Source organism: Actinokineospora enzanensis DSM 44649, from assembly GCF_000374445.1.
Taxonomy (GTDB): domain Bacteria; phylum Actinomycetota; class Actinomycetes; order Mycobacteriales; family Pseudonocardiaceae; genus Actinokineospora; species Actinokineospora enzanensis.
On the sequence record NZ_KB894405.1, the window covers coordinates 15424 to 28871 of the forward strand.

The 13448-nt window shown below is 70.0% G+C and carries 15 protein-coding genes; 14 read left to right on the forward strand and 1 reads right to left on the reverse strand.

Going from position 1 to position 13448, the window contains the following annotated elements:
* The first annotated feature begins 144 nt into the window (after nt 1–144).
* The 4 genes from C503_RS0104990 to C503_RS48755 are packed head-to-tail and all read left to right on the forward strand — an operon-like array spanning nt 145 to nt 2664.
* Entirely contained in the window at nt 145–1656 is a 1512-nt protein-coding gene (locus tag C503_RS0104990; RefSeq protein ID WP_018681087.1) for a phage tail sheath family protein, read from the forward strand.
* 14 nt (nt 1657–1670) lie between these two features.
* The gene (locus C503_RS0104995; protein ID WP_018681088.1) at nt 1671–2132 is read left to right on the forward strand and encodes a phage tail protein; all 462 of its coding nucleotides are present in this window, start codon (nt 1671–1673) and stop codon (nt 2130–2132) included.
* A complete protein-coding gene (locus tag C503_RS38000; RefSeq protein ID WP_018681089.1) occupies nt 2129–2515 on the forward strand; it encodes a hypothetical protein in 387 nt (128 codons plus the stop codon). The genes C503_RS0104995 and C503_RS38000 overlap by 4 nt, the downstream gene beginning before the upstream one ends.
* The gene (locus C503_RS48755) at nt 2512–2664 is read left to right on the forward strand and encodes a DUF6760 family protein (RefSeq protein ID WP_342663369.1); all 153 of its coding nucleotides are present in this window, start codon (nt 2512–2514) and stop codon (nt 2662–2664) included. The genes C503_RS38000 and C503_RS48755 overlap by 4 nt, the downstream gene beginning before the upstream one ends.
* Nucleotides 2665–3158: 494 nt before the next feature.
* Here the strand turns inward: C503_RS48755 and C503_RS0105005 are convergent, their stop codons facing one another.
* Nucleotides 3159–3362, reverse strand: coding sequence for a hypothetical protein (locus C503_RS0105005; RefSeq protein WP_018681090.1), 204 nt, complete (start codon nt 3360–3362; stop codon nt 3159–3161).
* A gap of 1099 nt (nt 3363–4461) precedes the next feature.
* Here C503_RS0105005 and C503_RS44305 point away from each other — a divergent pair.
* From C503_RS44305 to C503_RS0105060, 10 genes are all read left to right on the forward strand, one after another.
* Entirely contained in the window at nt 4462–4857 is a 396-nt protein-coding gene (locus tag C503_RS44305; RefSeq protein ID WP_156892983.1) for a hypothetical protein, read from the forward strand.
* 12 nt (nt 4858–4869) lie between these two features.
* The gene (locus C503_RS0105020; RefSeq protein WP_018681093.1) at nt 4870–5334 is read left to right on the forward strand and encodes a phage tail protein; all 465 of its coding nucleotides are present in this window, start codon (nt 4870–4872) and stop codon (nt 5332–5334) included.
* A 1-nt stretch (nt 5335) separates the two neighbouring features.
* Entirely contained in the window at nt 5336–5794 is a 459-nt protein-coding gene (locus tag C503_RS0105025; protein WP_018681094.1) for a phage tail protein, read from the forward strand.
* On the forward strand, nt 5791–6570 hold the full coding sequence (locus C503_RS43010; protein ID WP_018681095.1) for a CIS tube protein: 780 nt from the start codon (nt 5791–5793) through the stop codon (nt 6568–6570). Before C503_RS0105025 ends, C503_RS43010 begins: the two co-directional genes overlap by 4 nt.
* Nucleotides 6571–8421 (forward strand): phage baseplate assembly protein V, encoded by a 1851-nt coding sequence (locus C503_RS0105035; protein WP_018681096.1) that lies wholly within the window; start codon nt 6571–6573, stop codon nt 8419–8421.
* 10 nt (nt 8422–8431) lie between these two features.
* The gene (locus tag C503_RS0105040; RefSeq protein WP_018681097.1) at nt 8432–8839 is read left to right on the forward strand and encodes a GPW/gp25 family protein; all 408 of its coding nucleotides are present in this window, start codon (nt 8432–8434) and stop codon (nt 8837–8839) included.
* Nucleotides 8839–10764, forward strand: coding sequence for a putative baseplate assembly protein (locus C503_RS0105045; protein WP_018681098.1), 1926 nt, complete (start codon nt 8839–8841; stop codon nt 10762–10764). Before C503_RS0105040 ends, C503_RS0105045 begins: the two co-directional genes overlap by 1 nt.
* Before the next feature lies 1 nt (nt 10765).
* Entirely contained in the window at nt 10766–11296 is a 531-nt protein-coding gene (locus tag C503_RS0105050) for a phage tail protein (RefSeq protein ID WP_018681099.1), read from the forward strand.
* A gap of 554 nt (nt 11297–11850) precedes the next feature.
* The gene (locus tag C503_RS38015; protein WP_018681100.1) at nt 11851–12861 is read left to right on the forward strand and encodes an NADase-type glycan-binding domain-containing protein; all 1011 of its coding nucleotides are present in this window, start codon (nt 11851–11853) and stop codon (nt 12859–12861) included.
* A gap of 50 nt (nt 12862–12911) precedes the next feature.
* Nucleotides 12912–13448 (forward strand): carboxymuconolactone decarboxylase family protein, encoded by a 537-nt coding sequence (locus tag C503_RS0105060; protein WP_018681101.1) that lies wholly within the window; start codon nt 12912–12914, stop codon nt 13446–13448.

Consider the following 13448-nt stretch of genomic DNA (forward strand, 5'->3'; position numbering starts at 1 on the left):
ATCGGTGCGCGCGCCCCGCCCCAAAGGGCGGCCTCCGCCGCCCGACCCACCGCCCCGCGGCGGACTGCGCGGGCGTCGCGGAGACAGCAAGCTCGGCTACCACGGCCCGCGTCGGGCGTGCCGCACGGTGAGGGAGAACCGCAGATGGCCAGCAGCTACCTCGCACCCGGTGTGTACATGGAGGAGGTGTCCTCCGGTTCCCGGCCCATCGAGGCCGTCGGCACCGCGGTCGCCGCCTTCGTCGGGTTCGCCGAGCGCGGACCCCGGCACGAGCCCGTCCTGGTGACCAACTGGACCCAGTTCAAGGCCGCCTTCGGCGACTTCACCCCCGGCTGCTACCTCGCGCACGCCGTCTACGGCTACTTCCTCAACGGCGGCGGCGTCGCCTACGTCGTGCGCGTCGGCGGCGCCGGGACCGACCCGGCCGCGCTGCCGGTCGCGGAACTGCCTGCCGCCGAGGGACGGCCGGGGTTCACCGTGTCCGCGCGGGCCGCCGACGCGCGGGACCTGACCGTCGAGGTCGCCGCCCCGAGCGAACCGGGTGAGGACACGTTCAAACTGGTCGTCAAACGCGCCGGGGAGGCGGTCGAGACCTTCGACAACGTCACCACCCGCCGTGGTCCGACCAACGTCGCCACCGTGCTGCGTCAGCAATCCGGGCTCGTCCAGGTCGAGGAGGTCAAGGGCCGCGCCCTCACCGCGCCGACGACCGGCGAGACCGCGCTCACCGCCCCGCCGGGCACGGCCGCGATCGACGCCCGGGAGTACGTCGGCGACCCGGCCGACCGCACCGGGTTCGGCGGCCTGGAGGCCATCGACGAGATCACCATGCTGTGCGTGCCCGACGTGATGGCCGCCTACCAGCGCGGCGCGCTCACGCTGGAGGACGTCAAGGCGGTGCAGCTGGCCATGATCGCGCACTGCGAGCTGATGTCCGACCGCGTCGCCGTCCTCGACGCCCCGCCCGGACTCAAGGCGCAGGAGGTGAAGGACTGGCGGATGGACGTCGCAGGCTACGACTCCAAGTACGCCGCGCTCTACTGGCCGTGGATCAAAGTCGCCGACCCGGTCGCGGGTAAGCAGATCTTTGTCCCGCCCAGTGGGCACCTCGCGGGTATCTGGGCTCGCAACGACAGTTCGCGCGGTGTGCACAAGGCACCGGCCAACGAGGTCGTGCGCGGCGCGGTCACCCTGGAACTCAACATCACCAAAGCCGAACACGACCTGCTCAACCCGATCGCGGTCAACTGCATCCGATCCTTCCGCGGACAGGGCATCCGGGTCTGGGGCGCGCGCACGCTGTCGAGCGATCCGGAGTGGCGCTACCTCAACGTGCGCAGGCTGTTCAACTACGTCGAGAAGTCCATCCTGCAGGGGACGAACTGGGTCGTGTTCGAACCCAACGACCCCAAGCTGTGGGACTCGGTCAAACGCACGGTCACCATGTTCCTGCGCCGCGTCTGGCGCGACGGCGCCCTGTTCGGCCGACAGCCCGCCGAGGCATTCTTCGTCAAGTGCGACGAGGAGAACAACCCGCCGGAGAACCGCGATGCGGGCATCCTCACCGTCGAGATCGGCATCGCCCCGGTGAAGCCCGCCGAGTTCGTGGTCTTCCGCATCTCCCAGTTCGCCGAGGGCGCTGGGCTCGAAGAGTAGAAGGGACGCATCCGATGGCCGCTGGCCTGAACGCCAACCAGCCCAACGACGCGCTCACCGCGGCGCGGTTCTCCATCACCATCGACGGCTACGAGATCGCGTCCTTCTCCGAGCTGCAGGGCATCACCACCGAGGTGGAGCCGGTGGAGCTGATGGAGTCCACGGACAAGGAGGTCGTGCTCAAGAAGCTGCCCGGCAAGACCAAGCCCGCCACGCTCGTGCTCAAGCGCGGCAAGAACTCCAGCATGGAGCTGTGGGCCTGGCACGAGGCCGTGCTGATGGGCGACATCGTGGCCGCCCGCAAGAGCTGCTCGCTGGTGATGTACGGGACGGACGGCAAGCCCGTCGCCCGCTACCACCTGGAACACGCGTGGCCCGCGAAGCTGGAGATCGGCGCGCTGAAGGCCGGGTCCAGCGAGGTGCTGATGGAGACCGTCACGGTCGTGTGCGAGCGCATCCAGCGGGTGTCGGTGTGACCGCGTCGACCGCCCTGCGCACGGAGTATCCGTTCACGTTGCCGCGCGGGTATGTGGACGAACACGGCAACGTCCACCGCGAGGGCGTCATGCGTCTGGCCACCGCGCGGGACGAGCTGACGACGCAGACCGATCAGCGCGCGCGGGCGAACCCGGCCTATCTGACGGTGTTGTTGTTGGAACGCACTGTCACCTCGTTGGGCGAGCTGCCCGCCGTGGACACGTTCGTGGTGGAGAACCTGTTCGCGTCGGACCTGGCTTTCCTGCGCGACCTCTACCGGCGTGTCAACTCCGACGGCCACACAGAGGTGGCCGTCGAATGCCCCCACTGCCACAACGGCTTCGCGGTGGACATCGCCGGTGATGCGGCGGGGGGATCCTGACGTACGCGGCCGACCGGCTGTGGGAAGAGGTCGCGTACGTCGCCTACTACCTGCACTGGGCCTTCGAGTCCATCGTGGACCTCGAACACCCGGTCCGCAGGCGGCTGATCAGCGAGATCGGCCATATCCACACCAGACTCGCCGAGTGAGAGGGGCCCCGCATGCGCTGGCCGTTCCGCCGCAGGCCCCTTGAGCGCCCGCACCGGGAATGGGTTCTCGTGAGCCCGCCGCCGAGGTCGGCCGTGGGTGGGGCGCCGTTGACGATCGGGGCCGCGCCGGTGGCCGGACCGTTGACGCTCACGCCGCGTACGCAGGCGGCGGTCGAGCCCTTCGCGGGCAGCGTGACGGGACTTGCCACGCCGTCGCCACGGGATGGGGATGTGGTTCCTGCCCGTTCGCTCACGTCTTTCCGGTCGGTCGCCGTTTCCTCCCAAGGTATGGCCGCATTGCCTGCCGGGGAGTTGGTACTGCCATCGACCCGGCTTCCCTCGGTGATGGGGCCCGACGAGGGCTCCCCCGCTGTGTCATTCACACCGGAGGTTTCGTCGGGGTCGGTCGCGCCTTCGATCCGGGAAACCGAGCCTGTCGCTCGTGAGGTCCCGCAGGAGACCTCGCCGACCACGACGGTGTCGCTGGGGCCGGATCAGAGTCTGCCGTCGACCACCGCGCCGCCGGTTTCCCCCACCACAGGCGAACCGCTGCCGTCCGCCCATGCGTGGTCCGACACAACGCGGGTCGCGGCATCCGCGTCGACACGGCCACCGCTCTTGCCCTCCCCGAAACCGACCTCGCCCGCGACCGACACCACGCCGATCGCCGCATCGCCCACGACACCGTCCATGCCCATGGCGGCTCCCGCTCAGCCCGCGACATCTGCCACCGGCTTGGCTCCTGTCCTGCCCATTCCGTCGACGCTCGCCCTGCCCGTCGCGCTTTCCACCTCCGCCCTGCCCGTCCAGCCCACCTCCGCCCCGATCGTCCCTGCTTCGCCTGGCCCCGACATGCCTGCTCCGGCAACTCCTTCCTTGTCTGCCACGACTGCCTCCGCGCTGTCCGCGCGAGCCACCGCCGCGAAGTCGCCCACTGCCTTGCCGGTCGGACCGACCTCGCTCCCACCCGACACGTCGACCACCGTCCCGCTCATCACCCCACCCACCCGATCGCCCATACCCCGCCCCAGCACGTCCACCGCCCTGCCACCCACCCCCCTGCCGCCCACCGCCATGCAGCTCGCAGGCGCACTTCCGCTCGTCCAGGCCTCGCCTGTTCCCACCCCGCCCATGGCCCCACTTGCCTCCGCCCCGCCCACTGCCCTTCCCGCCGAATCTCCCACCGTGTCGTCCGCCGAATCGCCCACTGTGTCGACCACTGAATCGCCCACCGTGTCGACCGGCATGTCGACCGGCATGTCGACCGCCGCGAGGCAGGCCCCTCCCGCCCGGGGGCAGGCCCTTGAGGCGATCCTATTTCCGCAGGTCAGGGCTCGGGAAGAGGGCGATGCCGGGCTGTGGATGAATCGGCGGGTTGTGGATGACCCGGCGGAGCGGGTGCCGTTGGTGCACCGGCCGTCGCGGCCTGGCATGAGTGAGGGGCGGGCGTTGACCGAGGCGACCGACGAGTACGTGGGCGAGCCGAGGATCCCCGTGGAGCCGCATCGGGCGCCGGGGTGGATGCGGTATGTGCCGGAGTGGGTCAGCCAGAGCGGGCCGCCGGTGTCCGAGCCGGTGCGGCAGGCGGCGCCCGCGCGGAGGCCGTCGTTGGGGCAGACCCGAAGGTCGGGGCTGGGTGCACCGATATCCACTGTGGACTCAGGGCAAGATCGAACTTCGGGCTCGGCCGCTGGCCCCCCGGTCGCAATTCTACCGGTGGAGACCGACAATCCCGGGGCGGTGGAGAGTCTGCCTGTGGATAGCTCGGATCGGCCGCCGACGGATCTTGTCCGGGAGATGTGGACGAATCAGGGTATCGATGTCGGTGACGTCCCCATCCACCAGAGCACCACGCCGTTCACCGCCAACGGAGAGGTCTTCCTACCGGACAACGCGCCGCGCGGGTTGATGGCCCATGAACTCACCCACGCCGCTCAACAGCGCGCGTACGGGTCAGCGCTACCTGACGAGAACAGTCCTGCCGGGCAAGTTCTGGAGACACAGGCACAAGAGAGTGGTGTCCAGCACGCACGCCCAGCCCCGGAGCGGGTGGAGGAGGAGGCCGACATAGACCTGGACCGCCTGGACCTGGACGACCTGTCCACCCGCCTCTACGACCGGTTGCGGCGGAAGCTGCGCCTGGAACTCCTCGTCGATCGTGAGCGGGCCGGTCTGCTCACCGACTTCCGCTGAGAGGAGGGGGTCGTGCTCGGTGACAACAGCAAGGTCGGGCTCAGCAACCGGTTCGTGGTGACCGTGCAGAACATGGAGAAGTACAACCTGGGCAGCTGGACCAAGGCCGAGGGCCTGGACGTCACCTGGGACGTGGCCGAGTACCGCTGCGGCGACGGCGGCAACGACCGGCTCTACTTCCCGGGTAACACCAAGTACACGAATGTTCGTCTGTCCCGAGCGGTGTCCGAGGAGACGAGTGCCGTGCGCGACTGGCTGAACAAGAACTCCTGGGAGCACAAGCTCTACGTCGGCACCATCGCCTTGCACTCGTCGTTGCTCGCGGACGGGCCGGTCACCGAGTGGGAGCTGCGGGACGTGCTGCCGGTGAAGTGGGCGATCACCACGATGGACGCGGGCGCCAGCCAGGTCGCGGTGGAGACGTTGGAGTTGGCGCATCGGGGGTTCCTGGACGATCAGCGCAGGTTGGGGGCCTGACATGGTGGCGTTGCACAGTGTGGAGACGATGCTCGCGCTCACCACCCGCTTCCACGTCACGGTGGACGGGGTCGATCTGGGTGGGTGGGCGCGTTGCCAGGGGTTGCAGGTGAAGTTCAACCCCGAGGCGATCAAGGAGGGCGGCAACCACCAGTACGAGCCGATCCTGCCCGGCCGGATCCAGTACCCGAACGTGACCCTGGCCCGAGCGATGAACGCGGCCGACACCGCCAAGGTGCAGGGCTGGCTGCGGGATCGCGCGGCCAACTGGATCGACGCGGATAGCAGCGGTGGCGGTGGTACTGCCCAGATCACCTTGTTCGACGCGCGCGCCGGTGTCGTGGCGGTCTGGCAGTTGCGCAACGTCTACCCGGCCACATGGAAAGGGCCGGACCTGGACGCGATGACGATGGGTATCGCCACCGAGACACTCGAACTGGCACACGAGGGGTTCCTGTGAGCATCTCCGCCGGGTTCTCCGCAGGCGCGGACCTCGCCATCGGCGCTGGCATCGGTGCCGCCGCGTTGGCGGGCGCGCGCGTGCCCGCGTCGTTGCGGTGCACCAGCGTGCCGAACATCGGGTTCGTGCCGTTCGACTTCAACCCCGACGAGATCACGATGTCGCGCATGGGCCGCACCGGCGTCATGGCGTCACCGGGCGGCGGACAGGGGTCCACCGGTTCGGCGCGGCAGCCCACCAAACAGGTCAAGGGCGCCTCGATCGGCCTGTCGAAGGTCATCTTCGAGGGGATGACCACCAAACTGCGCTGCGACACCCTCCTGGGCTGGATGTCACCGGACGCGGGTTTCCTCGGTCAGCTGCTGCCAGTGGTGACCGGCCAGAATCTCAAGACAGAGCCGCCGGAACTCACTTTCCAGTGGGGACCGCCCATGGTCGGCTTCATGTACACGGTGAAGCTGACCAAGTGCAGCATCCGGTACACGCGGTTCACCTCCGCAGGCATCCCCGTGCGCGCGGAACTGACCCTCGGGCTCGACCAGATCCCGACCCTGTTGGGCTCGCTGCCGCAGAACCCCACCTCCGGCGGACAGGCCGGTCGGCGCAGACACACTGTCGGCGCGGGGGAGACGTTGCAGTCCATCGCCACCGCCAACTACGGCGACCCGGGTGCGTGGCGGCGGATCGCGGAGGTCAACGGCATCCAGGACCCCGCGCGGGTGCGGCCCGGCACGACCGTGTACCTGCCCAACGCGCACGAGCTGCGGGAGGCGTGAGTGACCGCCATCGTCTGGCCCGGCGTCAAGGTCGGCACGGTCGGGCTCCCGTTGTCACCGTCGGTGTCGCCGAACCTCGTCCGGGCGGTCGTGGACACGCACCTGCACCTGCCGGACATGTTCGAGCTGACCTTCTACGACGAGTCCGGCTCGGTCGTGTCCGACGCGGGCCTCGACATCGGCACCGCAGTGGAGGTCACCGCAGGCCGCGCGGACGGCGACAGCGCGGAGAGCCTCATCAAAGGCGAGGTCACCGCGATCGAGGCCGTCTGCCACGACGGGCTCATCTACTCCGTCGTGCGCGGTTACGAGAAGGCACACCGTTTGCAGCGCGCGCGCCGTACTCGCACGTTCCTGCGGATGCGCGACTCGGAGATCGCCGAACAGGTCGCCAAGGGCGCCGGGCTCGCCGTCGGTACCGTCGACCGGACCGTCGTCGAGCACGAGCACCTCGCCCAGGTCGCGCAGACCGACTGGGACTTCCTTACCCAGCGCGCGAGAGAGATCGGTTACGAGACCGGTGTCGCGGGCGGCAAGTTCTTCTTCCGCAAGCCGTCCACGGGCGACTTCCTGCCCGGCCCGGCCTGCAAGCTCACCTACAAGGACAACCTCCTGACCTTCCTGCCTCGCGTGTCTTCCGCCAACCTCACGCCCGATGTCGAGGTGCGGGTGTGGGACTCGAAGGCCGCGCGGGTGGCGGTGGCATCGGCGACCGCGACCACACACAGTGCGACGATCGAGGAGGATCCAGCCGATCTGGCGAACTCGTTCACCGACGGGCTGCTCCCGGTCCCCACACTCCCTGCCCTGCCCTCGATCCCGGGCCTGCCCAAGCTCGACCTCGGACTCCCCGCCAGCAACACCGCCTACCTCGTCGTCGATCGGCCGGTCGCCCGAGGAGCCGCTGCCGATTCCGCGGCGGCCGAGGTGGCCAAGGGCGTCGCCGATCACATGGCCAGCACCTTCGCCGAGGCCGAAGGGGACGCGTCGGGTGATCCGGCGATCCAGGCAGGCGCGGAAGTCGAGATCGGCGGGGTTCCCGAGCGGTTCACGGGCAAGTGGGTCGTCACCAACGCCCGGCACGTGTTCGACGCCGAGGAGAACGGCTACCACACGCGGTTCTGGGTCAGTGGACGACAGAACCGGAGTCTGCTCGGCCTGACCACCACGCACTCGAAACCCGCAGGCATCACCGGACTGGTCTGCGGAGTGGTCACCAACGTCAAGGATCCCGAGAAGAAGGGACGGGTCAAGGTAGCCCTGCCTTGGCTGGCCGACAACTACGAATCCGACTGGGCCCGCACAGCCCACCCGGGCGCGGGTCGTCGTACCGGCACGTTCCTCCTGCCCGAGGTGGGCGACGAGGTACTCGTCGGTTTCGAGTTCGGCGACCCGCGCCGTCCCTACGTCCTCGGCGGGCTTCTCAACGACAACACCGCGTTCGGGCACGTCGACACCGCCGTCAACGGCGCGGGCTCGGTCACCCGACGCGGCTTCGCCACACCGGCGGGCAACCGACTGCTGTTCACCGACGATCTCCCACCCGGCGCCGCGCCCCCGACCACGTCCTCGATCGCCCTGGGCACCGCGGACGACAAGCTCGCGCTCACCATCGACCAGGTCGCGGGCACGGTCACCCTGGCCTGCGACCCGGTCCCGCCCGCCAGCCGCACACCCGCCGGGTCGCTGACCATCCAGTGCGGCGGCACGGGCACGGTCACCGTCAAGGCCGGGACCGGCGGGCTCAGGCTGGAGACCGAGGGACGGCTGGAACTCAGCGGAAAGCTCGGCGTCGCGGTGAGCAGTCCGGGTGTCACCGAGATCAAGGGCTCGCAGGTCAGGCTGAACTGAGGAGGGCCGGATGACGCAGGACTTCGTCGGCGCGGGCTGGGCGTTCCCGCTCGGGGTCGACCCGCGCGGCGGCATCGCGCTGGTGCGCCGGGAGGTGGAGCTCGAACAGGCGATGCGGTTGATCCTTGCCACCTACCCGGGTGAACGGCCGATGCGGCCGCAGTTCGGCAGCCGCGTTCGCGACTACGTGTTCCGGCCCGTCAACCTCGATACCGTCGCCGAGCTGTCGCAGGAGGTGCGGTCGGCGCTGCTGCGCTGGGAGCCGCGCGTCGACATCGAGGGCGTGACCGTGACCCCGCGACCGGGCGACGGCAGCGTCCTGCACATCGACATCCAGTACGTGGTCAAGGACACCAACGACCGCCGCAACCTGGTCTTCCCGTTCTACACCATCCCCGAGGACGGGAGCGACTACTGATGAGCCTGCCCGCCCCGCACCTCGACGACCGCCGCTTCCAGGACCTGGTCGACGACGCCAAGCGGATGGTGATGCTGCGCTGTCCGGAATGGACGGACCACAACGTGTCCGACCCGGGCGTCACGCTGATCGAGACGTTCGCGTTCATGACCGACCAGCTGCTGTTCCGGCTCAACCAGGTGCCGGACCGGCTGTACGTGAAGTTCCTGGAGCTCATCGGGCTGCGGCTGACCCCGCCCGCGCCCGCGCAGGCGCCGGTCACGTTCTGGCTCTCCGCGCCCGCGATCGCGCCCGTGGGCATTCCGGCGGGTACTGCGGTCGCCACGCCGCGAGGGGAGACCGATGACGCTGTCGTGTTCGGCACCGGGGAGAACCTGCGGATCATCCCGTGCGTGCTGCGCCGGACAGTGACCGTGGCCGGTGACGTGACCGATCAGGTGAGCATGGGTACGTCGTTTCCCGCGTTCTCCACGATTCCCGATGTGGGGGAGGCGTTGCTGCTCGGGTTGAGCGAGGCCGTGCCGAGGTGTGTGGTGCGGGTGGACGTGGGCTGCCAGGTGCGCGGGGTGGGTGTGCATCCGCAGCACCCGCCGTTGACGTGGGAGGCGTTCGACGGGGAGGACTGGGCCCACTGCCGGGTGAGCGAGGACACGACGGGGGCGCTCAACACCGATGGGCATGTCCACGTGCACGTGCCTGAGGAGCACGCGATGGCCGTGCTCGACGGGGAGAGCGCGGGGTGGCTGCGGGCGCGGGTGGTCGCGGTGGACGAGGGATACCCGACGTATCACGAGACACCGGTGATCACCTCGATCGCGGCCAGCACTGTCGGGGGAACGATCACCGCCCGGCACAGCGAACTTGTCGAGGAGGAGGTGCTGGGCGAGTCGGAAGGTGTTCCGGGGCAACAGTTCACGCTCACGCGGCAGCCCGTGGTCACGGCCGGGACGTTGGAGACCTCCTCGCCGGACGGTTGGCAGGAGTGGACGCCGGTGCGCACGTTCGCCGCCAGCGGACCGGACGACCGCCACTACCACCTCGACGGCGTGACCGGCACGATCCTGTTCGGCCCGGTGATCCGCGAACCGGACGGGTCGTTGCGCCACTACGGCGCGGTCCCGCCGCATCGGTGCACCATCCGCGTCCGCCGCTACGCAGTGGGCGGGGGCCGGGTCGGCAACGTGTCCCGTGGTTCGATCCAGACACTGCGTTCGTCGATCCCGTTCGTGGCACGGGTGGAGAACCTGGACGCGGCGAGCGGCGGCGTCGACGGCGAGACGCTCGACCAGGCCAAGGCTCGCGGCCCGATCCTGCTGCGCAGCCGGGGACGGGCGGTGACCGCCGAGGACTACGAGGTGATCACCCGGGAGTCGGCGCCGGGGATCGCCCGGGTGCGCTGCGTGACGGCGGGCGACGACGACGTGGACGCAGGCGCCGTCCGGGTGCTCGTGGTGCCCGCTGCGGCCGAGGTCGACGGTCGGCTCGACTTCGCCGACCTGGTGCCGGAGCCGGACACGCTCGCCCGGATCACCGCCCGCCTGGACGAGGTGCGGCTGATCGGGACCCGGGTGCTGGTGACCCCGCCGAGGTACCGGGGCGTGACCGTGGTCGCCCGGGTGATCGCCCGACCCCGCGTCGATCGGGTGAAGGTGCGCGCGGACGCGTTGGCCGCGCTCTACCGATACCTCAACCCGCTGGTCGGCGGCGCGGGCGGCGAGGGTTGGACGTTCGGGCGTCCGGTGCAGGCGGGGGACATCCACGCGCTCCTGCAACGCGTGCGGGGCGTGGACATCGTGGAGGACGTGCGACTGTTCGGTGCCAACCCGGTCACCGGTGAACGCGGCGAGCAGACCCAGCGGCTGGCGGTCGACCGGCACAGCCTGGTCTTCTCCTTCGCCCACCAGGTGCGCGTGGAGGAGGACTGACATGCGCGGACTGACGCCCGGCCTCACCTCCGCCGTGCCATTGCTGGACTTGCTGCCCGCCGTCTACCAGGAGGACCCGTTCGCGGCACGCTTCCTGGCCGGGTTCGACGACATGCTCGCGCCCATTCTGTCCACACTGGACTGCGTGGTCGACTACCTGGACCCGGTGCTGGCGCCGGAGGACTTCCTGGCGTGGCTCGCGGGCTGGGTGGGCATCGAGGTCGACGAGGGGTGGCCGTTGCCCCGGCGGCGCGCGGCCGTCGCGTCGGCGGTCGAGATGTACCGGACCAGGGGGACGGTCGCGGGACTGCGGGCGAACCTCGAAGTGCTGACCGGCGGCACGGTGGAGATCGCGGACAGTGGCGGGGTGGCGCACTCTCTCGACCCGGACGCGGACCTGCCGGGTGACGCACATCCCCGCTTGGCCGTACGCGTGTCGGGCGCGCCGGACGCGCCCCTCGACCTGGTGACGGATGTCGTCGCCGCCGCCAAACCCGCCCACGTCGTGCACCGCGTGGAGGTGACCCCGTGATCGTCTGCAAGTCCTGCGCCTATCACAACGGAGATACCGACACGTTCTGCGGAAAGTGCGGGGGGTTTCTGGAGTGGACGGGGGAGAAGGTCGCGCCTGTGGTACCGGCGGCGAGAGAACCCGAAGAAGAAGAGGAAGCCCCACGGCGGGGTCTGCTGTCACGGTTGCAGTCGGCGCTCTACCTGGATGTGGGGGACCGGCCTGTGTCCCCGGTCTCCGCCCGCCCGGCAGGCCCCGCCACCCCGGCCCGCCCCGGCGCGACCCCGCCCGCCCCACCCCGCCCTGGGGGCCCACCCCGCCCGCCTCTCCCACCCGGAGGGACCGCCCAGCCGCCGAGTCCCCCCAAACCGCCGCCACCACCCGGCATACCCAAACCGCCTCCTCCTCCGGGAGTTCCACCATCTCCACCTGGAAGCGCGGTGCTACCAAAACCGCCAGCGCCGCCGGGAAGCACGGCCCTGCCCAAACCGCCTGCGCCACCTGGCAGCGCGGCGCCGCCCAAACCACCCGGAGATGCAGCGCTGGCAGTACCACCTGTTCCGCCAGGAAACGAGGTGCCACCGAAGCTGCCCCTGCCTCCGACCACAGACGAGCAATCGCCCTCGGACGGTTCCATCGACTCCGCGAGACCGGCACTGCCGTCGGTCAACGACGAATCATCGGCCCGGCAGACAGCGGCGAGCGGGCTGGTGGCGGGTATCACGCCCGGGGACTCGCAGCCGGGAGCGGTGCTGCCGCAGGATAGTGCTCCGGCGCGGCCGACCGTACGCAGGCAGCCGCCGACCAGGGCACTCAAGCCCGGCGACCTGGTCTGTGGCGAGTGCGGCGAGGGCAACCAACCGACGCGGAAGTTCTGCGGCCGGTGCGGGAACTCGTTGGCGGCGGCGGACGTCGTCCGAACCCCGTGGTGGCGCCGCCTGCTCCCGCGTCGCGGCGCGAAGGTGCGCAGATCCGGTGAGCGGCCCCGCAACCGGCGCGGCAAGTCCAAGCTGGGAGCCGCGTTCGGTGCCGTCTTCCGCGTGACGCGTCGCGTGGTGTCGGCGGTGCTGGTGATCGCGGGCATCGCCTACGGGATCTCCGGCGACTTCCGCAGCTGGGTCAACGCCCACGCGATCGCGCTCGAACAGGATGTCGAGGGGGTCGTGCTGCCGCAGTACGCCCCGGTGGCGCCCGTGGAGATCACCGCGACGAGCGAGCTGCTCGACCATCCGGGCGCGTCCGCGTTCGACGGTTTCAGCAACACCTTCTGGGCGGCCCCCGCCGCAGGCCCGGAACCCGTGCTGGTGGCCCGCTTCGCCCAACCGGTGACCCTGTCCCGCGCGATCATCCGCACCGGCGCCCGCGACGAGTTCCAGGCCCGTCACCGCCCGCACCGGCTGCACCTGGTGTTCTCCACCGGCCGCACCGCCGACGTGGAGCTCAAGGACAACCCGGACCCGCAGCAGGTCGATCTCGCCGACGGCGCGGGCGTGACCTCGGTGGAGGTGCATGTGGTGTCGCTGTACCAGAGCGTCAAGGGGACCGACGTGGCCCTGACCGAGATCGAGTTCTTCACCGAACAGTAGATAGACAATCAGCTTGACTACTTGTCGAGCGTCGCCGTACCGTCGTTCCCATGTTCGTCGCACACACCCCCGACAGCGCGCCCGAGGCATCGCGGCGCATCCTCGAATCCACCACCGCGAAGTTCGGCTACCTGCCCGCCCCCATGGCCAAGCTGGCCGAGTCGCCGGAACTGCTGTCCGGCTTCCTCGCCAACACCGCCACGTTCGACCGGACCACGCTGACCCCGCTCGAACGCGAGACCGTCGTCATGACGATCGCGACCCACGTCGGCTGCCACTACTGCGTCGCCATGCACACCGCCACCCTGACGAGGCAGTCCGCCCCGGACGACCTCATCGAGTCCCTGCGCGCCGAGAAGTCCCTACCGGACGAACGCCTGGAGACGCTGCGCCGGTTCACCCTGGCCGTCATGGCCGGTCGCGGCGAGGTCGAACCCGACATCCTGGACACGTTCCTGGCCGCCGGGTTCACCCGCCGCAACGCGCTGGAGGTCGTGCTGGGCATCGGCACGTACACGATCTCGACCTACGCCAACCGCCTGGTCGACGCCGAACTCGACGCCCCGCTGGAACCGTACCGCTGGTGA

Coding starts and splice junctions, on each gene's coding strand:
- C503_RS0104995 (WP_018681088.1), top strand. CDS start 1,671: ATGGCCGCTGGCCTGAACGCCAACCAGCCCAACGACGCGCTCACCGCG.
- C503_RS0104990 (WP_018681087.1), top strand. CDS start 145: ATGGCCAGCAGCTACCTCGCACCCGGTGTGTACATGGAGGAGGTGTCC.
- C503_RS0105005 (WP_018681090.1), bottom strand. CDS start 3,362: ATGGGCATGGACGGTGTCGTGGGCGATGCGGCGATCGGCGTGGTGTCG.
- C503_RS44305 (WP_156892983.1), top strand. CDS start 4,462: ATGTGGACGAATCAGGGTATCGATGTCGGTGACGTCCCCATCCACCAG.
- C503_RS0105060 (WP_018681101.1), top strand. CDS start 12,912: ATGTTCGTCGCACACACCCCCGACAGCGCGCCCGAGGCATCGCGGCGC.
- C503_RS0105045 (WP_018681098.1), top strand. CDS start 8,839: ATGAGCCTGCCCGCCCCGCACCTCGACGACCGCCGCTTCCAGGACCTG.
- C503_RS0105050 (WP_018681099.1), top strand. CDS start 10,766: ATGCGCGGACTGACGCCCGGCCTCACCTCCGCCGTGCCATTGCTGGAC.
- C503_RS0105040 (WP_018681097.1), top strand. CDS start 8,432: ATGACGCAGGACTTCGTCGGCGCGGGCTGGGCGTTCCCGCTCGGGGTC.
- C503_RS0105025 (WP_018681094.1), top strand. CDS start 5,336: ATGGTGGCGTTGCACAGTGTGGAGACGATGCTCGCGCTCACCACCCGC.